This is a genomic window from Deltaproteobacteria bacterium, from assembly GCA_020845895.1.
Taxonomy (GTDB): Bacteria; Lernaellota; Lernaellaia; order JACKCT01; family JACKCT01; genus JADLEX01.
In genome coordinates, this window is sequence record JADLEX010000097.1 from 1 (window position 1) to 23,052 (window position 23,052).

General features: G+C 66.1%; 17 protein-coding genes and 2 rRNA genes. 7 read left to right on the plus strand and 12 right to left on the minus strand.

Annotated features, from left to right (window positions below; translation table 11 throughout):
• From IT350_12945 to glgP, 3 genes are all read left to right on the plus strand, one after another.
• Nucleotides 1–93: ribosomal RNA gene (locus tag IT350_12945) — 23S ribosomal RNA — on the plus strand; the annotation flags it as partial.
• 86 nt (nt 94–179) lie between these two features.
• A 5S ribosomal RNA gene (rrf, locus tag IT350_12950) occupies nt 180–296 on the plus strand.
• Nucleotides 297–527: 231 nt separating this feature from the next.
• Nucleotides 528–3,086, plus strand: a complete 2,559-nt coding sequence (gene glgP / locus IT350_12955) for an alpha-glucan family phosphorylase (protein MCC6158951.1) — start codon at nt 528–530, stop codon at nt 3,084–3,086.
• 4 nt (nt 3,087–3,090) lie between these two features.
• On the opposite strand, the gene IT350_12960 is transcribed toward glgP, so the two are convergent.
• The 12 genes from IT350_12960 to IT350_13015 form a co-directional block, all read right to left on the minus strand.
• Complete coding sequence (locus IT350_12960; GenBank protein MCC6158952.1) at nt 3,091–3,879, minus strand: tryptophan synthase subunit alpha; 789 nt, start codon at nt 3,877–3,879, stop codon at nt 3,091–3,093.
• A complete protein-coding gene (trpB, locus tag IT350_12965) occupies nt 3,876–5,066 on the minus strand; it encodes a tryptophan synthase subunit beta (protein ID MCC6158953.1) in 1,191 nt (396 codons plus the stop codon). The genes IT350_12960 and trpB overlap by 4 nt, the downstream gene beginning before the upstream one ends.
• 11 nt (nt 5,067–5,077) lie before the next feature.
• Nucleotides 5,078–5,701, minus strand: a complete 624-nt coding sequence (locus IT350_12970; GenBank protein MCC6158954.1) for a phosphoribosylanthranilate isomerase — start codon at nt 5,699–5,701, stop codon at nt 5,078–5,080.
• The gene (gene trpC, locus IT350_12975) at nt 5,698–6,480 is read right to left on the minus strand and encodes an indole-3-glycerol phosphate synthase TrpC (protein ID MCC6158955.1); all 783 of its coding nucleotides are present in this window, start codon (nt 6,478–6,480) and stop codon (nt 5,698–5,700) included. Before trpC ends, IT350_12970 begins: the two co-directional genes overlap by 4 nt.
• The gene (locus IT350_12980; GenBank protein ID MCC6158956.1) at nt 6,473–8,056 is read right to left on the minus strand and encodes a bifunctional anthranilate synthase component II/anthranilate phosphoribosyltransferase; all 1,584 of its coding nucleotides are present in this window, start codon (nt 8,054–8,056) and stop codon (nt 6,473–6,475) included. Before IT350_12980 ends, trpC begins: the two co-directional genes overlap by 8 nt.
• Before the next feature lie 8 nt (nt 8,057–8,064).
• Complete coding sequence (trpE, locus tag IT350_12985; protein ID MCC6158957.1) at nt 8,065–9,537, minus strand: anthranilate synthase component I; 1,473 nt, start codon at nt 9,535–9,537, stop codon at nt 8,065–8,067.
• Nucleotides 9,538–9,752: 215 nt separating this feature from the next.
• Nucleotides 9,753–11,660, minus strand: a complete 1,908-nt coding sequence (locus IT350_12990; protein ID MCC6158958.1) for a hypothetical protein — start codon at nt 11,658–11,660, stop codon at nt 9,753–9,755.
• Entirely contained in the window at nt 11,657–14,005 is a 2,349-nt protein-coding gene (locus tag IT350_12995; protein ID MCC6158959.1) for a sulfatase-like hydrolase/transferase, read from the minus strand. Before IT350_12995 ends, IT350_12990 begins: the two co-directional genes overlap by 4 nt.
• Nucleotides 14,002–15,510, minus strand: a complete 1,509-nt coding sequence (locus IT350_13000; GenBank protein ID MCC6158960.1) for a glycosyltransferase family 39 protein — start codon at nt 15,508–15,510, stop codon at nt 14,002–14,004. The genes IT350_12995 and IT350_13000 overlap by 4 nt, the downstream gene beginning before the upstream one ends.
• On the minus strand, nt 15,507–16,424 hold the full coding sequence (locus tag IT350_13005; protein ID MCC6158961.1) for a flippase-like domain-containing protein: 918 nt from the start codon (nt 16,422–16,424) through the stop codon (nt 15,507–15,509). The genes IT350_13000 and IT350_13005 overlap by 4 nt, the downstream gene beginning before the upstream one ends.
• Nucleotides 16,421–17,530 carry a glycosyltransferase family 2 protein gene (locus tag IT350_13010; GenBank protein MCC6158962.1) on the minus strand — a complete coding sequence of 370 codons (1,110 nt, stop codon included), beginning with the start codon at nt 17,528–17,530 and terminating at the stop codon, nt 16,421–16,423. Before IT350_13010 ends, IT350_13005 begins: the two co-directional genes overlap by 4 nt.
• Complete coding sequence (locus IT350_13015; GenBank protein ID MCC6158963.1) at nt 17,448–17,954, minus strand: hypothetical protein; 507 nt, start codon at nt 17,952–17,954, stop codon at nt 17,448–17,450. Before IT350_13015 ends, IT350_13010 begins: the two co-directional genes overlap by 83 nt.
• A 102-nt stretch (nt 17,955–18,056) precedes the next feature.
• On the opposite strand from IT350_13015, the gene IT350_13020 reads away from it, so the two are divergent.
• The 4 genes from IT350_13020 to IT350_13035 are packed head-to-tail and all read left to right on the plus strand — an operon-like array spanning nt 18,057 to nt 23,050.
• The gene (locus tag IT350_13020) at nt 18,057–19,181 is read left to right on the plus strand and encodes a glycosyltransferase (protein ID MCC6158964.1); all 1,125 of its coding nucleotides are present in this window, start codon (nt 18,057–18,059) and stop codon (nt 19,179–19,181) included.
• Nucleotides 19,178–20,611 (plus strand): flippase, encoded by a 1,434-nt coding sequence (locus IT350_13025; protein MCC6158965.1) that lies wholly within the window; start codon nt 19,178–19,180, stop codon nt 20,609–20,611. The genes IT350_13020 and IT350_13025 overlap by 4 nt, the downstream gene beginning before the upstream one ends.
• On the plus strand, nt 20,608–22,032 hold the full coding sequence (locus tag IT350_13030) for an O-antigen ligase family protein (protein MCC6158966.1): 1,425 nt from the start codon (nt 20,608–20,610) through the stop codon (nt 22,030–22,032). Before IT350_13025 ends, IT350_13030 begins: the two co-directional genes overlap by 4 nt.
• Nucleotides 22,022–23,050, plus strand: coding sequence for a FemAB family PEP-CTERM system-associated protein (locus IT350_13035; GenBank protein ID MCC6158967.1), 1,029 nt, complete (start codon nt 22,022–22,024; stop codon nt 23,048–23,050). The genes IT350_13030 and IT350_13035 overlap by 11 nt, the downstream gene beginning before the upstream one ends.
• Nucleotides 23,051–23,052: the final 2 nt, after the last annotated feature.

Below are 23,052 nucleotides of genomic sequence, written 5' to 3' on the forward strand. Positions count from 1 at the left end.
GCCCCTTGTAGACCACAAGGTTAATAGGCCGGGAGTGTAAGCGCGGCAACGCGTTCAGCTTACCGGTACTAATCGGCCGTGAGGCTTGCCAGGCTGTTCTTCGATCAAAGCCAGGCGATATGCACCCAATGCGGAATTCACTTGTCGAATTGGTTCTTTTTCAATTTCGAATCACGGTTTTCGGTGGCTATAGCGGAGAGGTCACACCCGTTCCCATCCCGAACACGGTCGTTAAGCTCTCCAGCGCTGATGGTACTGCACGAGCAATCGTGTGGGAGAGTAGGTCGTCGCCGGATCCAAATTTCCAAAAGGGCGGTTCGAAAGAGCCGCCCGTTTTTATTCCGCCTCGCAAATCGGCCCGGCTCGAATTTCCGCAACGGTCCAGCAGGCGGTTGGCAACGGGCTCAAAGCCGGATAAAAATCGCCCACTCGCGCCGGCTCGTCGAAGTTCGCCCTTCATCCGGCGCGGGGATTGCGTTGTGTTTCGTTTTCGTCCGCCCCCGCGGATGGATTGAGGGTGGCTCCCGATGCGTTCGGTGATTGATTTTCAGGTCTCCCCCGCGATTCCCGACAATCTGCGCGTACTTCAGGATCTGGCGTACAACGTCTGGTGGTGCTGGAACCACGTCGCGATCGACCTCTTCCGGCGCCTCGACGAAGAGCTGTGGGAGAAGACGAGTCACAACCCCGTCGAACTTCTCGGACTGGTGTCGCAAAAGCGTCTCGAAGCTGTCTCGAAAGACGACACGTTTCTGAGTCACATGGAAGCCGCGCACCGGAAGTTTCGCGAGTACATGTCGGCGGGCGATACGTGGTACGCAAAGGAATTCGGCAAGGTCGCCGCGCCGCGATTCGCCTATTTCTCGATGGAATACGGTCTCACCGAGTCGATTCGCATCTATTCGGGCGGCCTCGGCGTGCTCTCGGGCGACCACCTGAAATCGGCGAGCGACCTGGGATTGCCGCTCGTCGCGGTCGGTCTGCTCTATCAGAAGGGGTACTTCCGGCAGTACCTGAATCCCGACGGCTGGCAGCAGGAAAACTACCCCATCCACGATTTCTACAACATGCCGCTCCACCCGGTGACGAACGCGGACGGAACGCCGCTCGTGATCCCCATCGAGCTATTCGGCGCGGGCGTGTCGGTGCGTGTGTGGAAAATCCAGGTCGGTCGCGTGCCGCTGTACCTGCTCGATTCGAATCTCCCCGAGAACCCGGAGTCGTTTCGCCCGGTCACCGGCCAGCTTTACGGCGGCGATCGCGAGAACCGCATCCGGCAGGAGATCATCCTCGGCATCGGCGGCTACCGCGCCCTCGTCGCCATGGGGCTCGACCCCGACGTCTGCCACATGAACGAAGGACACTCGGCGTTTCTCGCGCTCGAGCGCATCCGCGTCGTGATGAAAAAGTCCGGCCTGTCCTTCGAGGAGGCGCGCGTCGCGTGCTCCGCGGGAAACGTGTTCACCACGCACACCCCGGTACCGGCGGGATTCGACCTGTTTTCGCGCGATCTGATCGAAAAGTACTTCGTTTACTACGTGAGCGAATTCGGCATCACGACCGATGCGATGCTCGAACTGGGCCGCGAGGACGGCGCCGCGCAGGATGCGCCGCTCAACATGGCGTATTTCGCCATGCGCAATTCGACGTACATCAACGCCGTCTCGAAACTGCACGGGCAAGTGACCCGCAAGATGGTCGCGCCGGGATTCCACAACATCCCGCTCGACGAAGTCCCGGTCGTCCCAATCACGAACGGCATTCACATCCGCTCGTGGATCTCGCCGGACATGGCGGAGCTTTTCCGTCGCTACCTCGGCCCGGAGTGGTACGAGAACATCGTCGATCCCGCCGTCTGGCAGAAAGTCGACCGCATTCCCGACACCGAGCTGTGGCGCACGCACGAACGCCGCCGCGAGCGCCTCGTCGCGTACATCCGCGCGAATCTGCTCGCGCAGATCAAGCGGCGCAACGGCACCAGCGAGGAGCAGCGCGACGCGAGCGAGGTGCTCGATCCGCGCGCCCTCACCATCGGCTTCGCGCGGCGTTTCGCGACCTACAAGCGCGCAAACCTGCTGCTGCGCGACCCCGAGCGCTTCGCGCGCCTGCTGTCTGATTTCAAAGGACCCGTACAGATCATCTTCTCGGGAAAGGCTCACCCGGCCGATCAATCCGGTAAGGACCTCATCAAGGAGATCATCCACTTCACGCGGCGCCACGCCGTGCGTCAGCGCGTCGTCTTCATCGAGGACTACGACCTGGGCGTCTCGCACTATCTGATCGGCGGCGTCGATGTGTGGCTCAACACGCCGCGCCGTCCGCTCGAAGCGAGCGGGACCTCGGGGATGAAAGTGCTGCCCAACGGCGGACTCAACTGCAGCGTGCTCGACGGCTGGTGGGCCGAGGCGTATCGACCGGAGGTCGGTTGGGCCATCGGCGCGGGCGAGGAGTACAAGGACGCCGAGACGCAGGATCAAATCGAATCGAATGCGCTCTACGACGTGCTCGAAAAAGAGGTGATCCCCGCGTTCTACGACCGTGGCCGCGACGGTCTGCCGCGCCGCTGGATCCAGATGATGAAGGCGTCGATGCGCGAGTTGTGCGTCGATTACAACACCGATCGCATGGTCCAGCAGTACACGACGATGTTCTACGGCAACTCGCGGCGGTTCTATCGCGAACTCGTGAAAAAAGAGTTCGAGGGCGCGCGCGAGTTCACGGAATGGCAGCACAAGGTCAAAGCGGCGTGGGAGAGCGTGCGCGTCGAGAACGTCGATTCGAACGGCCAGTCGGCGCACGTCGTGGGCCAGAATCTCGAGGTCCGCGCGACGCTGCATCTCGGCCCGCTGACGCCCGACGACGTGCATGTCGAGGTGTACGGCGGCCTGCTCGACGGACAGCACGAGTTCGGCGATAGCATGGTCAGCAAGATGTCGGCGACCAAGAAGCTGAACGAAGGCCGGTGGCTCTATCAGGGCGTTTACGAATGCCACCGCGTCGGCAAGCACGGCCTCACGATCCGCGTCATGCCGCACCACCGATTCTGCGTGAAGCCCCACGCCATGGGGCTCATCAAGTGGGCGTGATCCGCTAACGCCCCATCAGTCGCGAACATTCGCGCGCAACGGCAGAGGCGACGTTTGCCCGATCCGTTTGCGCGGCGATCAGCCGGACCAACGCACTGCCGACGATAGCGGCATCGGCCTGCGCCCACACCGCGCGCACGTGCTCGGGTTCCGAAACGCCGAATCCCGCCGCAATCGGTAGCGCGGTGAATCGGCGCAGGCGATCGACCATGCGCCCGAGCGACTCGTCCGGCGCGGCGCCCACGCCCGTCACGCCGAGCCGCGACACGAAATACACGTATCCCGTGGAGGCGTCGGCGATTCGCCGCAATCGTTCGTCGGCGCTGGTGGTCGCGGCGAGAAAAATCGTCGCGAATTCGCGCCCGCGCGCCGCGGCGATCAGGTCGCCCGCGTCCTCGGGCGGAAGATCGGGCACGATCACGCCGTCGGCGCCCGCGTCCGCGGCGTCGCGCACGAACGCGTCGAAACCGTGATGCAGGATCGGATTGACGTAGCCCATCAACACGACGGGCGTGTTGTGCGTGGTGCGAAATTCGCGAATCATCTCGAAGATAGCGCCCATGCGCACGCCCGCGCGCAGCGCCGCCTCGGACGACGCCTGGATGATCGGTCCGTCGGCGATGGGATCCGAAAACGGAATTCCGACCTCGATCGCGAGACTGCCCGCGTCGGCGGCGGCGCGAAGAATCGCTCCGAAGGTATCGCGGTCAGGGTAGCCCGCCGTGAAGTACGGAATGAAGCCGCGCGCGTTCTCGCGCAGCGCGCGCTCGAAAGCCGCGTCGATTCGGCTCACAGAGTCACCCCCAGGTATTCGGCGGCGATCTGCGTGTCCTTGTCGCCCCGGCCCGAGATGTTGATGACGACGACGGCATCCTTGCCGAGATCGCGCGCGACTCGCACGCCCTGCGCCACCGCGTGCGAACTTTCGAGCGCGGGGATGATCCCTTCGAGTTTCGCCAGCGTCGTGAAACCCTCCATCGCCTCGTCGTCGGTGATCGGCACGTACCGCGCGCGACCCGTTTTGGCGAGCCAGGCGTGTTCCGGGCCGACGCCGGGATAGTCGAGCCCGGCGGAGATGGAATGCGTCGGCGCGATCTGCCCGTCGCCGTCCTGCATCAAGTAGCTGTATGCGCCGTGGAGCACGCCCGTCTGCCCCTGCCCGATGCTCGCCGAGTGAAGCCCGGTGGCGACGCCGTGGCCGCCGGCCTCCACGCCGACGAGCGCGACGCCGGCGTCGTCGATAAACGGATGAAAAATCCCCATCGCGTTGCTGCCCCCGCCCACGCACGCGACGATCGCGTCCGGCAGGCGTCCCTCGGCCAACTGGATCTGCCCGCGCAACTCGCGGCCGATCACCGATTGAAAGTCTCGGACCATCATGGGGTAGGGGTGCGGTCCGACGACGGAGCCGATGATGTAGTGCGTGTTTTCGAGCCAGGTGACCCAGTCGCGGATCGCCTCGTTCGTCGCATCTTTCAGCGTCTTCGAGCCCGACTCCACCGGGCGGACCTCGCCGCCGAGCAGCCGCATGCGAAAGACGTTGAGCGACTGCCGACGCACATCTTCGGATCCCATATACACCACGCACTGCAACCCGAAGAGCGCGCACGCGGTGGCGGTGGCGACGCCGTGCTGGCCCGCGCCGGTCTCGGCGATGATCCGCGTCTTGCCCATGCGCATCGCGAGCAGCGCCTGGCCGAGCGTGTTGTTCATCTTGTGCGAGCCGGTGTGGTTCAGGTCCTCGCGCTTCAGGTAGATGCGCGCACCGCCGACGTGCGTTGTCAAACGCTCGGCGAATGTCAGCGGCGTCGGCCGCCCGCAGTACTCGCGCAGAAGATATTCGAACCGCGCGACGAACGTGGGATCGGCCTGCGCCGCGCGGTACGCTCGCTCGAGCTCTTCCGTGGCCGCCATCAGCGTTTCTGGGATGTAGCGTCCACCGAACTCGCCGAATTTTCCGTTTGTATCGGGTTGGGTCATTTCGGATTGCTTCACCTCACTGCCTTGGCGTTCCGAATGAAATTCGCCACGGCCGCGATGTCTTTCACGCCGGGCGCGGACTCCACACCGCTCGACACGTCCACCGCGAAGGGCCGCAAACGGTGGACCACCTCCGCGACGTTGTCGGGATCGAGCCCGCCGGCGACGAATAGGCGCGGTCGCGCGATGCCCGCGAGAGCCTTGGCAAGTTCGATATCGAACTGCCGTCCCACGCCGCCGCGCAGTTTCGAGTCCGGCGTGTCGAGCAGAATCTCGGGCCAGGCGGCGATCGCCTCGTCGTCGGGCGACAGCTCGCGATCCACCGGAATGGCCTTGATGATCTCGGCGACGTCGGAAAGATCCTCGATCACATCGGGCCCTTCGTCTCCGTGGAGTTGCACCGCGTCGAGTCCCACGTCGAGCGCGATCTCGCAAATCGTCGGAATCCGCTCGTTCACGAACACGCCGACGAGCTGCACGTTGGGCGCGGCGTCGCGGATGCGCTTCGCGACGTCCGTCGTAACGCGCCGCTTGGATTTGGCGAAGACGACGCCGAGGTACTCCGCGCCCAGACGCTCGATTTCCCGCGCCTGCTCGGGCTGAGTCACTCCGCAGATTTTCACGCGAACACTCATCGCTGCACCAACTCCCGAATTTTCGCGCCCGGGTCCGCGCTCGTGACAATCGATTCGCCGACCAAAATTGCGTGGACCCCGGCCCGGCGCACGCGCTCGACGTCGCCCGGCGCGTGAATGCCGCTCTCGGCCACCAGCGTCGTTCCCGCGTCGACCTGCGCCGCGAGGCGGATCGTCGTGTCGAGGTCGACGACGAAAGTGTCGAGGTTGCGATTGTTCACGCCGATCACGCTCGCTCCCGCGTTCATCGCGCGCTCGAGTTCGCGTTCGTCGTGCACTTCCACCAAGGCCGTCATCCTGAGCGCGGTCGCGAGGGCGTGCAAGTCCCGAAGCGTCGCGTCGTCCAGCGCGCGGACGATCAGCAGCACCGCGTCGGCGCCCAACGCACGCGCCTCGAAGATCTGGTAGGGCTCCAACAGAAAGTCCTTGCGCAGGACCGGCAGGCCCGACGCATCGCGCGCGAGACGGAGGTATTCGGGACGCCCCTGAAAGAACCGATCCTCGGTGAGCACCGAAATTGCGTCCGCACCGGCGTCGCGGTAAAGCCGCGCGAAGTGCGCGGGGTCGAGGTCGGCACGCAGCACGCCCTTCGACGGCGACGCCTTCTTGATCTCGGCGATCAGGGCGACGCCGTCGGGCCGCCCGAGCGCCGCGCGAAAGTCGCGGGGAGGTTCGGCGGATTCGGCCAGCGCGCGGATCTCGGCGAGCGAAACACGCCCCGCGCGATCGGCTGTCACGCCACGCACGTGGTTGCAGATGGCCGTCAGAATATCAGCCACGAGTGATCTCGATGAAGGTGTCGAGGACGCGTCGGGCCGAGCCGGAGTCGATCGATCGCCGCGCGGTCTCGATGCCGGAGGCCAGATCGGCGGCGACGCCCGCGACGACGAGCGCGGCGGCGGCGTTGAGCAGCACCACGTCGCGCCGGGGGCCCGTTTCGCCGCCCAGAATCGCCAGGGCAATTTTGCGATTGAGCGGCGGCGCGCCGCCTTCCAGATCCTCGGGGCGGCAGAGTGTGAAATCGAACCGGCGCGGGTCGATTTCGTATTCGGTGATCGCGCCGTCCTTGAGTTCGCAAACGCTGGTCGCGCCGGTCAGCGTGATCTCGTCGAGCCCGTCGTGGCCGTGCACGACCATCGCGCGCTCGGCGCCCAGCAGGCGCAGCACCTCGGCGAAAAACCGCGTGAGCCGCGGCTCGTACACGCCGATGAGCTGGCGCTTCGCCCCGGCGGGATTCGTGAGCGGACCGAGCATGTTGAAAAGGGTGCGGATGCCGATCTCGCGGCGCGGTTCGGCGGCGTACTTCATCGCGCCGTGGTGCGTGGGCGCGAACGCGAATCCGAACCCGACGCTCGCGAGGGCCCGCTCCATGCGCTCGCTGGGCGCAGCGATGTTCGCGCCGAGTTCGGCCAGCACGTCGGCGCTGCCGCACTTGCTCGACACCGATCGATTGCCGTGCTTGGCGACCGACGCGCCCGCGCCCGCCGCGACGAAGGCGGCGACCGTGGAGATATTGAACGTTTGCGCGCCGTCGCCGCCGGTGCCGCACGTGTCGATCACGCCGGGCGACGCGACGAGCGGTTTCGCGAATCGCCGCATGGTGCGTGCGCAGGCGGCGATCTCCTCGGGCGTCTCGCCTTTCTGGCGCATCGCGACGAGCCACGCCGCGATCTGCGCGGAGGTGGCGTGGCCGGACATGATGTCCTCGAGCACCTCGCCCGCGCCGTCGCCCGGCAGGTGTTCGTGTCGCGCGGCAAGGCGGATGCCGTCGCGGATCGTCACGCGCGAACGTCCCCCGGTCAGGAAGTTGCGCACGAGTAGGCGGCCCTGCTGAGTGAGAATCGATTCGGGATGGAACTGCACGCCCTCGACCTGAAAGTGCCGGTGACGCACCCCCATGATCTCGCCGTCGGGCGCGGTCGCGGTGACGATGAGATCCGCGGGCAGCGTGTCGCGGTCGATGACGAGGGAATGGTAGCGCGCGACGGTGAGCGGATTGTCGAGGCCCGTGAACACCATCTGGCCGTCGTGGCGGATGTCCGACGTCTTGCCGTGCAGAAGCTGCCGCGCGCGGACGATGCGCCCGCCGAACGCCGCGCCGATCGACTGGTGACCGAGGCAGACGCCGAGCACGGGGACTTTGCCGGCGAAGTGCCGGATCGCGGCGACCGAGATGCCCGCTTTGTCGGGGTCGCAGGGGCCGGGCGAGATCACGAGGCGATCGGGCTTCATCGCCTCGATCTGCGCGACGGTCAGCTCGTCGTTGCGAACGACGCGGACCGGCTCGCCTTCCTGCTCGAAGTAGTGGGCGAGGTTCCAGGTGAACGAGTCGTAGTTGTCGATGAGAACGAGCATCGCGCGCCTTACCTCCGCTCCACGTGGCCGGCCGCGCCAAGCAGCACCATCGCCTTGTTGCGCGTCTCCTCGTACTCGGAATCCGGGTCCGAATCGGCCACGATGCCCGCACCCGCCTGGATGTACGCGCGATCGCCCTTCACGAGAATCGTGCGGATCGTGATGCACGAGTTCAGGTTTCCCGAGTTGCTGAAATAGCCCACGATCCCCGCGTAGGGGCCGCGACGCACCGGTTCGAGTTCCTCGATGATCTCCATCGCGCGTACCTTCGGCGCGCCGGAAACGGTCCCCGCGGGAAAGGTCGCGCGGATCGCGTCGAACGCGTTGCGCCCATCGCGCAGGCGGCCCTCGACGTTCGAGACGATGTGCATGACGTGCGAGTATTGCTCGACCGTCATGAACTGCGTGACCTCGACCGAGCCCGGCTCGCACACGCGCGACAGATCGTTGCGCCCGAGATCGACGAGCATCACGTGCTCGGCGCGCTCCTTTTCGTCGGCGAGCAGGTCGCGCGCGCGCTCGGCATCCTCGCGGGCGTCCTTGCCGCGGCGTCGTGTCCCCGCGATCGGGCGCAGCGTCACGCGCCCGCTCTCGACCTTGACGTGCACCTCGGGCGACGCGCCGATCAACTTCAGGTCTTCGAAGTTCAGATAAAACATGTACGGAGACGGGTTCGTCGTCCGCAGCGATCGGTACAGGTCAAAGGGATCGCCTTCGAAGTCCACCTCGAATCGCTGCGAGAGAACGGTCTGCAGAATGTCGCCGGCGCGGATGTACTCGCGGCAGCGCTCGACGGCTGCCGTGAAACCGGGCTTGTCGAAGGTGCTGCGCACGCCCTCGTCGCCGAACGGGGCGCCCCGCCGAACCGGCCGTTTGACGGTGCTCGTCTGAAGTTCGTTCGCGATTTGGGTGACCTTGCGCGAAGCGCGTTCCCACGCCGCCTCGGGATCGCCGTTGACGCGCGCGTAGGTGCCGATGGTGAGCATGTTCGTCACGCGGTCGAAGACCACGACGATCTCGGGAAACATGAAATAGAAGTCGGGCAGGTCGAGGTCGTCGGGGTTGACGGACGGAAGCCGCTCGAAGTCGCGCACGACATCGTACGACAGGTACCCCACCGCGCCGCCGACGAAGGGCGGAAGCGACAGATCCGGCGCGGGGCGCTGATCGGCGAAGAGGTCTTCGAGCAGGCGCAGCGGGTCGCGGCCATACTCGACGTCGCGGGTTTCGGTGCCGGTACGGATCGTCGCGCGGCCGGCCTTGCCCTTCACCACGGTCAGCGGATCGATCCCGAGGAACGAGTATCGGCCGATCGCGTCGCCACCCTCGACCGATTCGAGCAGAAAACTTTCGCGCGTGCGCGCGAGGGTCATGTAGGCCGACACCGGTGTGTCGAGGTCGTGCAGGATTCTCGTGTGAACCGCGACCAGATTGCCCTCGCGGGCGAGTTCCAGAAATTTCGACTTGTCCGGCTCGATCATCGCGCCGTCTCCCGAACCCGAAAAAAGAGCCACGGGGTTTCTCCCGTGGCCTTTGGCGTTGTCGTCTTGTCTCGCGCGGCGTTCACGGGCGTCCGTTTAGCGGACGCGCCACCAACCCAAACAGAGGGGATTCACTCCCGATGACCGGGTATTCACTCGAACGCCGTTGTTCATGTCGCCAACAAAACCGATTTCCCCCCGCGCGTCAAGAGCCGTCAGCGCGTCACGAGCTGTCGCCGCGCGGGGAGCACGTAGCCGCGCACGACCTCGTAACGACCCGCGCGCTCGAGTTCATCGTGCAGCGTCTCGCGCAGTCGCCGCGCCGTCGACGGTGTCCGCACGGCGATATTCTTCGATTCCTCCGGGTCGTAAAGCACGTCGTACAGTTCGTGAACCACGCCGCTCGGGGTCGGCATGGCGATGAGCTTGTATCGCCCGTCGAAGATCGCGCGGTGGCGCGCGACATCGACCACGTCCGTGAAGCGTTCCTGAAATTCGGGTGTGCCGTCGAACCCCGACCAGCGAATCATGTTGCGCGCGTCGGGGTAGGGGATGCGTTCGTCCAACGTGAGTCCTCCGGCGTCGGCGTTTCGCCACAAGGCCGTCTCGAAGACGAGGTGCGACCGCCCGGGGATCTCGCCGCGGGCCACGCGCGCCAGGTCGAGTCCGCTCCACGAACGGTCAACCGGCGCGCCCACGAGCGCCGCCAGCGTCGGGGCGATGTCGGCGACGCTGACCAGGTCGAACACATGCGCCCCGGAGGGCATTCGAGAAGGCGCGTGAAGTACGATCGGCACGCGCAGTTCGTCCGCGTGCTGCATGCGCTCGCCGACCGCGTCCTCGTCCGCCCGAACCGCCGTGAGCACCACGATCGTTTCGCGTCCCTGGGGCGACGACGCGATCTCCTCGACGAGCCGGGCGACCTGCGCGAGCGTTTCGTCCCCCGTGTCGGAACCGTCGGGTGATCCGCTGAGGTCGATCGCGGGCCGACCGACGACGATCATCGTGAAACGCGGCTCATACACCGGTCGTCCGACGCGGCGAAGCGCTTCGTCGACGACCAGTTCGGGATTGGGTCCGGCGGCGAGGGTGTACGCGGGCATCGCAATCCCGCGCGTCGCCAGCGCGCCCCAGATCGGCAGCGCGGTTTTCGTCGCGCCGATCGCGCGCACCCGCGCGGCGCGGCGCATCGACCAGACCGGGGCGCGGACGCGATCGAACCCGGTCGCGCGTCTCGTGAAAGGCTCGCCCGCCCGATCGGCAATGAGCGTCGTCACGTACCCCAGCGAGTGCAGCGCCGAGGCGAGCGAGCCGTCGCGCGCGGGCGCGGATCGCGACGCATCCGTCCGCACGGGGGTCTCCCACGGCAATCGCCCGGTGACGATCGTGCCCGCGGCGTCGGCCATCGTCGCGACCGGAACGTACGCTTCCTCGAAGACGGTCGACGATTCCAGCCACTCCGCGAAACGTGCGTCGATCCCCGCCGCGGATTCGAGATTCGTGGTGTCGAGCGACGACATGACGACGAGCACAATGTCAGGCTTGCGCGGATCGCCGGGCTTGGACGGCGAGGGCGTCGGCGGTGGTTCGGCGAGAAACCACGCCGCGGCGACGACGCCGACGAACATCGCGGCGAGACCGGCAAACGATCGATCGCGGCCGAGACGCAAAGCAACGATGGCCGCGACGGGAAGACACAACGTCATGGCGTAGTCGGGAGAATCGCGAAGAAAGTCGAGCGCCCAGGACCACAGCCCCCTTGGGACCCACTCGGGAGGGAGATACAACCCGGGATGAAGCCCGAGATCGCGAAGAAGAACCGCCGCGACCGTCGTCGTGGAAAACGCGAAAGCGATCCGGCCCGCCCGGGGCGACGGCCGAACGGCCAGGGGGATCGACAGGAGCGCGCCGAACAGCAGATGCGCGCCCAGGAGCCCCAGATGAACGAGCCCCATGTCGTTCTGGATTTGAACCGGCGCGGTGGAATCGTTGACGAACAGCACGCCGCGTTCCGCCGCGGCCGACCATGCGAGCCCGATGAACTGCATGAACGCCGCCCCGAACGCGCCGGTGGCGACGATGCCGGCACGGCTGATCGCGGAGTGGGACGTCTTGCTCGTCATGGCATCTCCACGATGTCCGTCATCCAGGTCAGATCGTCCTTGCGTCGCGAATCATCCTGGCGAACGATCGGCGTCGCCCAGACGTCGACGAATTCGAGGGAATGATCCGTCGGCGGCGGATCATTTGCGGTCAGTACCGTGAGATCCCGCTCTCCGGCCAGGCGGGCCGGATTCCCGTAAATCGGCAGGCCGAGCGGTCCGAAACGCACGGCCGACTCGGGAAGCCGCTCGCCGTTCGCGAAAAACTCCAGTTCGAACGGGGCGACCGCGGGCCACGGCGTGAATCCGATTTGTCGGGTTCTTCCCGCGGGAACGTCGATGTCGAAATAGAGATTCGTTCGGTTCGAGGATATCCGAAATGCGCCTTCGTCCGTCGTACCGATCCGGCGATAGGTGTAGATTCCGTTCTCGCATCGAATCACGCCCTGAAAGCGCACCGGTTTCTGCGCGGCGTGGAAATTCACGTGAAAGCGTTCGAACGCGCGATCGGGATAGATCGAGTCCACGGGGAAACCGGCCCGACGCAGTTCCCGGATCTGGGTTCGGCGGGCCACGCGCAGCCCCTTTCGCGCATTCCACGCGATGGCCCGTTCGCCCTGCGAGATCGCCGCGTCGCCGATCAGATTGCGGTTTTCGCGCTCATCCGCCTCCAACGCGTACAGTTCCTCGAAATGGCCATCGTCCGTCGCACGGCCCACCATGACGCCGCCGTAGGGTTCGTCGCGAGCGATGAATTTTGTCCCGCCGCGAATCGCCGCGAACTGGCCCGGCGCTTCGGCGACGATCTCGGTGGGAACGGAGACAGGACTGAGCAGGGAACGACTCTCGATTCCGTCGGGGACACGAACCCCGGCGAGCTGCGCGAGTGTCGCGTGGAGGTCGATCGTGCTTCGCGGCCCCGCGACCGGTCCAACCGGAACGAATCCCGGTCTGCGGACAAGGAGCGCCACGCGGATTTCGCCGTCATACAAGGCGTGACCGTGGCCGAGCGGGTGTCCCGATTCCCACGAAATTCCGTGCGTGCCGGCGATGGCGAACACGGCGGGCGCGTCCCGGTGATTGTTCTCGAAATGGCGGACGATCCTCCCGATGGTCGCGTCCACCCGGCTCACCGCCGGCGCGAGCCGGTCGCGCGGATCTCCCGCGGGCATGATGGGCTCGATCGCACGGCGCTCCACCAGTTCGTTCCAAGTGCGCCGGATGCCGCCGAGATGAACGACGATCAGCGTCGGGCCATCGCGTCGGCGCAGGCGGGAGCGCAGCCACGCGTCGATCTGATCCGCCGAGACCTCGGGGCGCGCGAAAAACACCGCCTCGTCGAACGAAGCCGCGAAGGGGTCGTTTTCGCGGAAGGGGTCCTCGCCAAGATAGATCGTGCGATATCCGTTTCGCTGAAGCAGGCGCGGGAGTGAATCCGCCGACGCGCCGGGGATCGCCCCGTCCGCCGTCAGCGCGAGATGCGCGCGCAACTCATCCGGCGAGACGGGCCGGTTGCCGAGCGGAAGGCCGATTACCGACGCCGGCCGGCCGGCGAGCATCGCCGCCATGGAAGAGCGCGCCGTGTTGGACGGCGCGAGGGCGCGCTCGACGGTCATGCCCGAAACCGAAAGCCTCCACAGCGTGGGGGCGTGACGGGCACACCACTCGCCCTCGGTCAGGTCACGACGAAGCCCATCCGCAAAGACGAGCACGATGTCGGGCCGGTCTCCCGGAATGGGCGCGGCGATGTCTCCGAACACGCGCGGCGCGACCAGCGCAAAGGGCGACTGCATGGCGCGCCCGACTTGGCGTTCGTAGCGCGCGACCAGCTCGTCCGCCGGTCGCTCGGCTTGCACGCGGAATTCGACGCGCATCGTCTTTCCCGCATACTCCGACACGTCCCAGACGAATGACTTCGAGTGATCGACCGGCAGATCCCGAAATGCCCAACGGGAGCGAAGTCCGAGCCATGCGTTGCGCATCACCGATCGCCGGACCTTCCACGCACGCTCGGCGGCCACGTTCGACTCGTCGTCGAGGAGTCGTGCGCGAATCCGTACCGGCGCGCGACCGAGCACGGGGGGATCGACGGAATAAGAGAACGCGATCCGCGCGTTTCGGGGAATCTCGAACGACGGCGTCGTGAGGGTCCGCGCACCGTCGCCTTCGGGGATCGTCAGCGGAAGCGCCGCGCGCGTGACCACCGGCGCGGACGAACCCGTGACCGGCACGTGTACGTTCATCGTGCCGATCGCCCGCGTCAGCGCGATCAGGTCCACCGCCGCCGCATCCGTATCGCCGGACGTCGCCCCGCAGGCCGTCGACAGGGAAACGATCGCGACGATCACCAGCGCGCGGGTTTTCACGGCTTCGCGCTCCGCAGATCGTAGATGCGAATCCGGTGCTCGCGGCCGTCGCCGAACGCGCGACCGGTCCGCACGATTCGGTATCGATCGTCGAGATATCCGAGTGCGTCTTTCGCGCGTTCGAGCTGGTCATCCGACAGGCACGTGACGGCGAAGGTCGCGCCCCACGCGCGGTGGCGTTCGATGTCGTCCGGCGAGAGGCGACGCGAAAACCACCCTCGCCGATGCGCGTGGTAGATCACTTGGTTCTTTCGCGTCGAACCCGGATCGAGCACGAGCAGCAGTGCGTTGTCGGGGATGACCGTGCGCGCGAGTTCGCCGGCCCGCGTGCTGCTGGGATCGGTTCTGTACTCGTTGCGCACGTAGAGTGTCGAGACCGACAGAAACACCGCGATCGCCGCGAGGCCGACGGCGAGGCGCCGGTCGGGCGAATCGAACCGGCGAAGGAATGTCACGAAACCCGCGCCCGCCAGCACCGCCAGTGGCGGCGTGAACGGAAGCTGATAATAGTTGTGAAGAAAATGCCCCTCGCCCATGACCAGGGCGAAGACGCCGGTCGCCGCCAGCCACCAGAGCACGTAGCGGGAACGCGCGCGCGTGTCGCGTGAGATCAGCGCAACGACCGCGAGCGCCGTGACAACCGGCGTCATCGCGCGGTCGAGCAGGCGCGATTGCAGCGTCATCCAGAATTTGCCCGACGTCAGGAGCTCGGCCGAGCCCCAGAGTTTCGTCGAGCCGACGATCTGTCCCGCGCCCTCGGTCGCATTGCCGAGCGAGCCGATGCCCGCCGCGTAGACAATCCACGCGACGGGGAGAAACGCGCACAACGCCGCGAAGATCCACGTACGAGCGCTCGTGAAAAACCGCGCACGATGCCGCGCGAGACCGGTCACGAGAAAAAGCACGCCGAGGTAGAGCGCAAAGACCTTGAACAGACCGGCCAGGCAGGTCGCCAAACCCGCGAGATACAGATCGCGCGGGCGGTCCGACTCGAGCCGGCGATGCCACAGGTCGGCCGCCGCGATGACGCAAGCCACCATCCACGGGTCCGACATGATGGTGCGTCCGAAGAACCAGGGGTAAGGCGCGAAATTCCAGAAGAAGACCGCCGCGACTCCGGTCTGTTCATCGAAAAGCCGCGTCGTGAGACGAAAGAGAAAGATCGAGCCCGTGAGCATGGCAACGATGGAGAGCAGGCGCGGCCACGCGTGCGACGCGCCGAACGCGCGATACGCCGCCGCCGCCGCGACGTGGTAGATCGGCGCTTCCTCGGCCTCGACATTGTCGCGCGCGGGGCCGGGATCGAGCACGTCCCACTGCGTGCGGAAGGGATTGAAGTCGCGCTCGGCGAGGTTGCGAATGACCGTCGCCGTCGAGCACTGATTCCACGAGTGGCGGTCCTCGATCGGCGCGGCCAGATGCGGCAAGCGGATGATGATCGACGCGGCGAGCACGACCCACAGGGCGCGGCGCATCACGCGAGGATCGGCCAGATCGATCCTCATTTCGCGGCCTCGGCGCGCGGGCGTTTCGGCCACAGCGCCCCGGCCATGACGGTTTCGGCGGCGATCCACGCGAGGCGCGAGACGAGCGAAATCGCCACCGCGCCCTCGGGCCCGAAGTGTCCCCTGAGCGCGAGAACGAGAATCCCCTCGCGAACGCCGAGACCGCCGGGGGTCAGAAACGACAGGAAGCCGACGAGCCACGAGAGCGCGAAGACGCCGGTGAGCTGCGCATACGCTCCGGTCGCATCCAATCCCAGCGCGGCCACGCACGCGACCGCCGACAGTCCGTGCACGAGCCAGCCGAGAGCGATCACGAGAGCCAGCGCGACGATCCGCGAATAGCCCAAACGCAACTCGATGGGATCGCGCTTCGCAAGACGCAGGCCGAGGTTCATGCCCCATTCGACCATGCGGGGATGCAGGCCGAGGACTCCCGCGGTCGCGAGCGCGGGAAACACCCACGGCGGCCACGCACCGGCAAGCGATTCGATGCGCCCGGCGAGCAGGATGAAGACAACGGCGCTCGACGCGATCATGAGGACGATTTCGACGTAGAGGCCGATGGTCGCGGCGGCTTTGGTGGCCCCGGCGCGCACGGCCCAGCCGATGCGCACGAGTGGGAGCATGACCTTGCCGGGGACGTACTTGGCGACCTGTGACGAGGCCCACACGCACCACGCGGCTGCGGGCGGCATCGGCGGCGCGGACGCCGAGCACACGCGCCGCCAGACCTCCGCCTGCAACACGAAGAAGACGATGTTGGCCGCGACCGCCAGCGCGAAGAACGCGGGGTGAAAGCGGACGCCGGAGGCCATCAGGCGGTCCCATTGGGAGAACAAAACGTAGCCGAGAAACGCCAGGATGAGCGCGGCAAGGACGAGCTGAAGGACCGACCGCCGCGCCGAGGCGTTCATCCGAGTCGCTCAACGACGGAGGATTCGTCGGCGGACCGGCGACCGTGCTTCGTCATCATCTCGCCTAGCAGGCCGATCGACACGAACTGCACGCCCGTGATGACGAGCAGCACGCCGAGCAGCAGCAGCGGCCGGTTGCCGATCGGGCGATCGCCGATCACCCAGAGGATCGACATGTAGAGGCAGATCAGGAATCCGAAACCGCCGAGCACAATGCCGCCGCCGCCGAACAGGTGCGCGGGGCGCTGCATGTAGCGCGACAGGAACAGGACGGTGAGCAGATCCGTCGCACCGCGAAGGTAACGCTCGAAACCGTATTTTGAGCGTCCGTGCGCCCGCGCGTGGTGTTCGACCTCGATCTCGGCGCAGCGAAAGCCCTTCTGATGCGCCAGCACCGGAATGAATCGGTGGCGCTCGCCGTAGATCTCGATCTCGCCGAGCACCTCCCGCCGGTACGCCTTGAAGCCGCAGTTGAAGTCGTGCAGACGCACGCCCGAAAGCCGCGCGGTGACCGCGTTGAACAGGCGCGAGGGCAGCGTCTTTTCGATCGGATCGTTGCGACGCCGCTTCCAACCGCTGACGAGGTCGAATCCCTCGCGCGCTTTGGCCAGGAACCGGCCGATCTCGCGCGGATCGTCCTGCAGGTCGGCGTCCATCGTGACGACGAATTGCCCGCGCGCGGCCGCGAAGCCCGCGGACAGCGCCGCGCTCTTGCCGAAGTTGCGCCGAAAACGGATCGCGACGACGCGCGAATCGGCGTCGTGCAGCGCGCGCAGCACCTCGAATCCGCCGTCGGTGCTGCCGTCGTCGATGACGATGATCTCAAAGGGTCGCGCGAGCGTTTCGAGCGACTCGATCACCCGGCGAATCAATTCGGCCAGGGAGTCCTTCTCGTTGAAGCACGGGATGACGACGGAAATCTCGGGCACGAACGCCTCTCGCGCGCAAAACGCCCGCGCTCGAGGCGCGCGAGGGTCTCCGCGATGGTTCGGTTTCAAGCGAATCCGACCGCGCCCGGCGCGCCTAGATCGTCGCGGGGCTGCCCTGATTGATGAGGAACTGGAACACCAGCGACGCCTCGAAGACGTCCTCGGCGTCCTCGGCATCGACCGCCGAGAATCGGACTTCGAAATTCAGCACGGCCGGAATCGAGATCGTCTGCGGAACGATCAGATCCAGTTCCTCGCGCGCTGCATCGACCTCGAATTCCTGGATCCATTCGCCGTCTTTCGTGGCATTCGGATTGAGCAATTCGATCGTGGCTTGCAGGGGATTGTCCTTGAACCGTTCGAATTCGTCGAACTGCACGACCACTTCGACCGGCGTGCCGACCGGACCCTGGGAGTCCGAGAACCAGACGTCGCCGATGACGCGATCCTTGGAGAATCCGAAGATGTCGTCCTGTTCGACGACGATCTCGATCGCCACCGCGTCCTCGTCGCCCTTCGCCTCTTCCTCGTCCTGCGGCGAGCAGGCGGGCGCGAACGCCAGCAAAACCACCACCACCGCGGCCCAGTCCCGAATTCGCATCCCGGTCCCCGTCTCGAAATTCCGCGCACGGCGGATGTTCGTTGATCCGACAGGGCCCATTATGTAGAATCATCGCCGATTTTCAATGCTCATCGGATGCCCATGAAAAACGCCCACGCCCCCGGTGCGCCCGTCGGCATCGCACAAATCGTTCACAGCCTCGAAATCGGCGGGATGGAGCGCGTGGCGATGTATCTGGCGACGCGCGTCGATCGCGCCCGATTTCGTCCGATGGTCGTGTGCCTGACGGTGCGGGGGGACTTCGCCGACGAGATCGAGTCGCGGGGCGTCGAGGTCGTCGCCCTGGGGAAGCGCCCCGGTGTGGACCTGCGTCTGCCGTTTCGCCTCGCGAGATTGCTCGGGGAACGGAACGTCCGCATCGTGCACGCGCACAACTCCGGGCCGTGGTTCACCGGCGGACTCGCGAAAATCGTCGGCGGCCTCGACGGCGCGGTGGTGACCGACCACTCACGGCCCTATCCCGAAAAATGGACCGTGCGATGCGTCGAACGCACGCTCGCGCACGCCGTGCACGTCGTTTCCGTCAGCGAGGACAACCGGCAGCTGCTTCACCGCAACATCGGCATCCCCCTCGGCAAGATCCGCGTGATTCCCAACGGCGTCGAAGCTCCGTCGCCGCCGTCGCCGGATCGACTCGCCGAACTGCGCCGAGAGTTCGGCATCGACGGTCGCGACGTCATCGGCGTGTGCGTCGCGCGTCTCGAAACCCAGAAGGCGCACGAGGTGTTGATCGACGCCGTGCGAAGACTCGCCGATCGCGGCGTACCCCTGCGGGCTCTGTGCGTGGGAATGGGCAGCCGTGAGGACGAATTGCGATCGCTGGCGGCGCAAAAAGGTGTCGCGGACCGGGTTACGTTCGTCGGCAAACGGATCGACGCGACGGATTTTCTTTTTCTCGCGGACCTGTTCGTGCTCTCAAGCGATTGGGAAGGACTGCCGATGTCCGTGCTGGAGGCGCTCGGCGTCGGGCTGCCCGTGGTGGGGACGCGCGTCGGCGACATGGAACTCGCGGTGAAGGACTCGGTCAACGGATATCTGTGCGCCCCGCGCGATGCTGTCGCGCTCGCGGACGCCCTGGCAAATCTCGCGCGGGACGCGGATCGGCGCCGTGCCATGGGCGGGGCGGGGCGGGAACTTTTCGCTCGCGAATTCCACGTCGATCGCATGATCGAGCGCTACGCCGCGATTTACGAGGAGTGCCTGTGAGCCGGGGCGCGCGGGTCGCGCTCAACTCGGTCTGGCTTTTCGCGTCCGAAGGTCTGCGCCGGGCCATCGCGTTCGTCGTCATCTTCCTCGTCGGGCGTTCGCTGGCCGTGGATGACTTCGGCCGCTTCCGTCTCGCGCAGTCGTTTTTCGTCATCGCCCTCGTCGCCGCGACCTTTGGGCTCACGCCGCTCATCACCAAGCGCATCGCCGCGGGCGAGCGGGACGAATCGCGATTTCTCGGCAACGTGTATGGGCTCAAGATCCTGCTCGCCCTGATCGTGCTGGGCATCGCGACGCTGCTGGCCTCCCTCATGGGTTACGACCGACCGACGTTTCTCGCGATCGTCGTCATGGCGCTCGCGATCCCCGCCGAGTCGCTCGCCTCGACGCACTTCGCGCTCTACGACGGCCGGCAGGCGATGCAACTCAACGGCATCGTCGACTTCGCGCGCGGCCTCGTCCTTCTCGCGCTCATAGCGGCGGCGGTGTTCCTGCACTGGGGACTGATCGGGATTCTCGCCGCCTACGTCGCGCATTACGCTTTCGGGGCGATCCTCGCGCACGCGCTCTCTTCGGCGCGCGTGGTGCGATTCGGGTTTCGCTTCGAATGGAGCGAGTGGAAGGCGATCCTGCAACAGGCGTTGCCCTTCGTCGCCATCGGCATCGTCTGGGTCGTCACGTTCCGCATCGACATGGTGTTGCTATCGCTCATGCGCAACGAGACGGCGGTGGGGTACTACGGCGCGGCGTATTCGATCTTCGAGATCCTGCTCGTGCTCCCCAACGTGCTCACGCGCGCGCTGTTTCCCGCGCTGGCCGGTTCGTCTTCGGAAGGCGGCGACGGCGAACTGATGCGCAAGGCCGTGCGCGTGTTCGCGCTCGTGGCGCTGCCCGTCGGGGTCGGAATCGCGCTCACCGCCACGAGCGCCGTCACGCTCGTCTTCGGCGAAAAGTACGCGCCGGGCGGCCGGGCGCTCGCCGTGATGGGCGGCCCGCTGGCGTTGTGGTTCTGCACGATGGGCTTCTCGTGGGCGCTCACCGCGCGCAATCAAATCCGGTATGTGCTTCGCGCGAACCTGGTGGCGCTCGGCGTCCGAGTCGTCGCCAACCTGATTCTGATCCCGCGGTACGACTATCTCGGCGCGGCGATCGCCGCCGTCATCAGCGAGAGCGCCTACTTCGCGGTCATCATCGGCCCGGTTCATCGCGAAGTGCTGCGCATCGACCGATCTCTCGTGCATCCCGGGACGATCGCGGCGACAGTGCTGATGGCCGGGTGCGTGATGGGACTCGGCAACCGTCCGCTGTGGATCGTCGTCCCCGCGGGCATGGTGGTGTTCGCGGCCGTCGGTTGGGCCAGCGGTGCGTTGCGCGAGCCGTTCATCGTGTCGGCGTGGTCGGGACTGCGCGCACGGATGGCGCGGTCATGAAGCGCGAAGCGGCACCCGGGGGCAAGTGGACGCAGACGCGGATTCTCATCGCGCTGGCGGTCGTCACGGCGGCGATCGGTCTCGCCGCACTGAAAATCGACGGCGTGTTCATCGTCGCGGGCCTCGTGGCGGCCGCGATCGGCTCGGTGCTCATCAGCTATCCGTTTGCCACCGTGCCGATCTACTTTGCCCTCATCTACCTGCGGCCCGGCGACATGTATCCGCAGCTCGAGAAACTGCGGCTCGTGCTGCTCGTCGTCGCGCTCATGGCTGGAGCCTTCGTCCTGCGGACGCTCGTCTACCGCACTTGGAAGCTGCAAAAAAACGTGCAGCTCATCTTCATCGCGGGTCTTCTCGCGGCGATCGGTCTGTCCATCATCGACGCGTTCTATCGCACGGCGGCGCTCGAAAAATTTTCCGACGTCAGCCGCTATCTCGTCATGGTGTTTTTGGTCGTCCACATCGTCGATTCGCTGAAAAAGTACAAGGTGATGATGTGGAGTATCCTGATCTCGCTGACGATCCTCGCGCTGTGGAATTTCGTGCTCTGGGCGTCGGGGCAGAAGGTCATCGACAACGGCGGCTCGGGCGGAATGGCGGGCGGCTTCCTCGGCGACGGCAACGACTTCGCCCTCGCGCTCAACGTCATGCTGCCGATCCCCGTCTTCCAGTTCATGGCGACACGACACCGGTGGACGCGCGTCGCCTGTGCGGTCGTCATCGTGTCGTTTGTGCTCTCGATCATCGCCACCTACAGCCGCGGCGGGCTGCTGGGGATGATCGCGGTGTTCGCGTTCGCGTTTTGGTTCTACCTGCTGCGCTCTCGCAACTGGGCGCTCGGGATCGCCATGATCGTTGTCCTCGCGACCGTGGGGACGGGGTCCATCATCCTGTTCGCCCCCGACAACTTCAAGGAACGCATGGCCGGAATGCACGACTACGAGAAGGACGAGTCGGCCCTTGGGCGTCTCGACGCGTGGGGCGCCGGCATGCGGATGTTCGCCGACCGGCCCGTTCTCGGCGTCGGCGCGGGATGCTTCCCCGACGCGTATGGTCGCAAGTACAAACCGATGGACGCGGTCGCCGCGAACTGGCGCGAGGCGCACAGCCTCTACGTTCAGACTTTCGCGGAGCTCGGCTCGCTCGGCGCGTTTTTTCTCTTTGGGCTCTGCGCCGTGGTGTCCGTGCATCTGCGGCGAATCCACCAGTACGGGTTGCCAGACGCTCAGACGCAGAAAGAGGTTCATTATTACGCCGACGCGGTCACGACCGGGTTGATCGGTTTTCTCGTATCGGGGGCGTTTTTGTCGGTGGCGTACTATCCTCACCTCTACATCATGAGCGCCGAGACGATGATCCTCATGCGCATCGCCGAGGAAGAGTCGCGCAAGTCGCCCGACCTGGTGCCCGATGCGCGTTGAAGCGCTGTCGAGTGCCCTCGTTCCCGCGTGGGACGAATTCGTTCGCGGGCATAAGGCCGCCGATCATTTTCACCGCGCGGCGTGGCGCGAGGTGATCGCGCGTTCCACGGGGCACGAACCGCACTACCTTGCCGCCGTGGAAGGCGACCGCGTGCGTGGTGTGCTGCCGCTGTTCGTGCTGCGCACGAAGATCTTCGGCACACTCGCGGTGAGCCTGCCGTTTCTCAACATCGGCGGCATCGTCGCCGACGGCCCCGAGGCGCGCGACGCACTCGCGGCAGCCGGCCTGGAACTCGGGCGGCGCACCGGGTGCCGGTATGTCGAGCTGCGCCAGCGCGACGCGCTCGCCATCGAGGATCTGCCCGTCTCGTCGCGCAAGGTCACGAGCGTGATCGATCTCGCCGGCGGGGCGGATGCCGTGTTCGCGCGGCTTCACCAGAACGTGCGCAACAAGATCCGCAAGGCCGAGAAGAACGACGTCGTGGTGACGCGCGGCGCGGAAGGCCTCGGCGATTTCTATCGCGTCTACTCGCACAACCTGCGCGATTTGGGCACGCCGGTGATGTCGCGGCGATTTTTCGGCGAGATCCTGCGCGCGTTCGAGGACGACGTTCACGTCTACACGGCGCGCCGCCACGGGACGCTGCTCGGCGCGAAAATCGTGATCCACGCGAGTTCCACGGCTTACTTCATCTGGGCGGCGGCCTATCGGAACGCGCTGGAGTATGCGCCGGTGCAGGCCCTCAACTGGGCGGCGATCCGCGACGCGTGTGACGCGGGGTGCGCCGAGATCGACCTCGGGCGCAGCACCGATGGCTCGTCCCACCAGAATTTCAAGAAATACTGGGGGGTGGAGATTCGCCCGCTGCACTGGACGTATCAACTCGTGACCGCGACGCACATGCCGGGGCTGAACCCCGACAACCCCAAGTTCGCGCTCGCGGTGAAGATCTGGAAATTGATGCCGGTGGCGCTGACGCGGATCTTCGGTCCGCCGCTCGCGCGCCTGTTGCCGTAGGA

Excerpts from the sequence above, each read along its gene's own strand:
- IT350_13030 (MCC6158966.1), top strand. The coding sequence starts at position 20,608 with ATGAAGCGCGAAGCGGCACCCGGGGGCAAGTGGACGCAGACGCGGATT.
- IT350_12990 (MCC6158958.1), bottom strand. The coding sequence starts at position 11,660 with ATGACGAGCAAGACGTCCCACTCCGCGATCAGCCGTGCCGGCATCGTC.
- IT350_13015 (MCC6158963.1), bottom strand. The coding sequence starts at position 17,954 with ATGCGAATTCGGGACTGGGCCGCGGTGGTGGTGGTTTTGCTGGCGTTC.
- IT350_13010 (MCC6158962.1), bottom strand. The coding sequence starts at position 17,530 with ATGCCGAGGACGCCGAGGACGTCTTCGAGGCGTCGCTGGTGTTCCAGT.
- IT350_13020 (MCC6158964.1), top strand. The coding sequence starts at position 18,057 with ATGAAAAACGCCCACGCCCCCGGTGCGCCCGTCGGCATCGCACAAATC.
- IT350_13005 (MCC6158961.1), bottom strand. The coding sequence starts at position 16,424 with ATGAACGCCTCGGCGCGGCGGTCGGTCCTTCAGCTCGTCCTTGCCGCG.
- glgP (MCC6158951.1), top strand. The coding sequence starts at position 528 with ATGCGTTCGGTGATTGATTTTCAGGTCTCCCCCGCGATTCCCGACAAT.
- IT350_13035 (MCC6158967.1), top strand. The coding sequence starts at position 22,022 with ATGCGCGTTGAAGCGCTGTCGAGTGCCCTCGTTCCCGCGTGGGACGAA.
- IT350_12970 (MCC6158954.1), bottom strand. The coding sequence starts at position 5,701 with ATGAGTGTTCGCGTGAAAATCTGCGGAGTGACTCAGCCCGAGCAGGCG.
- trpB (MCC6158953.1), bottom strand. The coding sequence starts at position 5,066 with ATGACCCAACCCGATACAAACGGAAAATTCGGCGAGTTCGGTGGACGC.
- IT350_13000 (MCC6158960.1), bottom strand. The coding sequence starts at position 15,510 with ATGAGGATCGATCTGGCCGATCCTCGCGTGATGCGCCGCGCCCTGTGG.
- trpE (MCC6158957.1), bottom strand. The coding sequence starts at position 9,537 with ATGATCGAGCCGGACAAGTCGAAATTTCTGGAACTCGCCCGCGAGGGC.
- IT350_12980 (MCC6158956.1), bottom strand. The coding sequence starts at position 8,056 with ATGCTCGTTCTCATCGACAACTACGACTCGTTCACCTGGAACCTCGCC.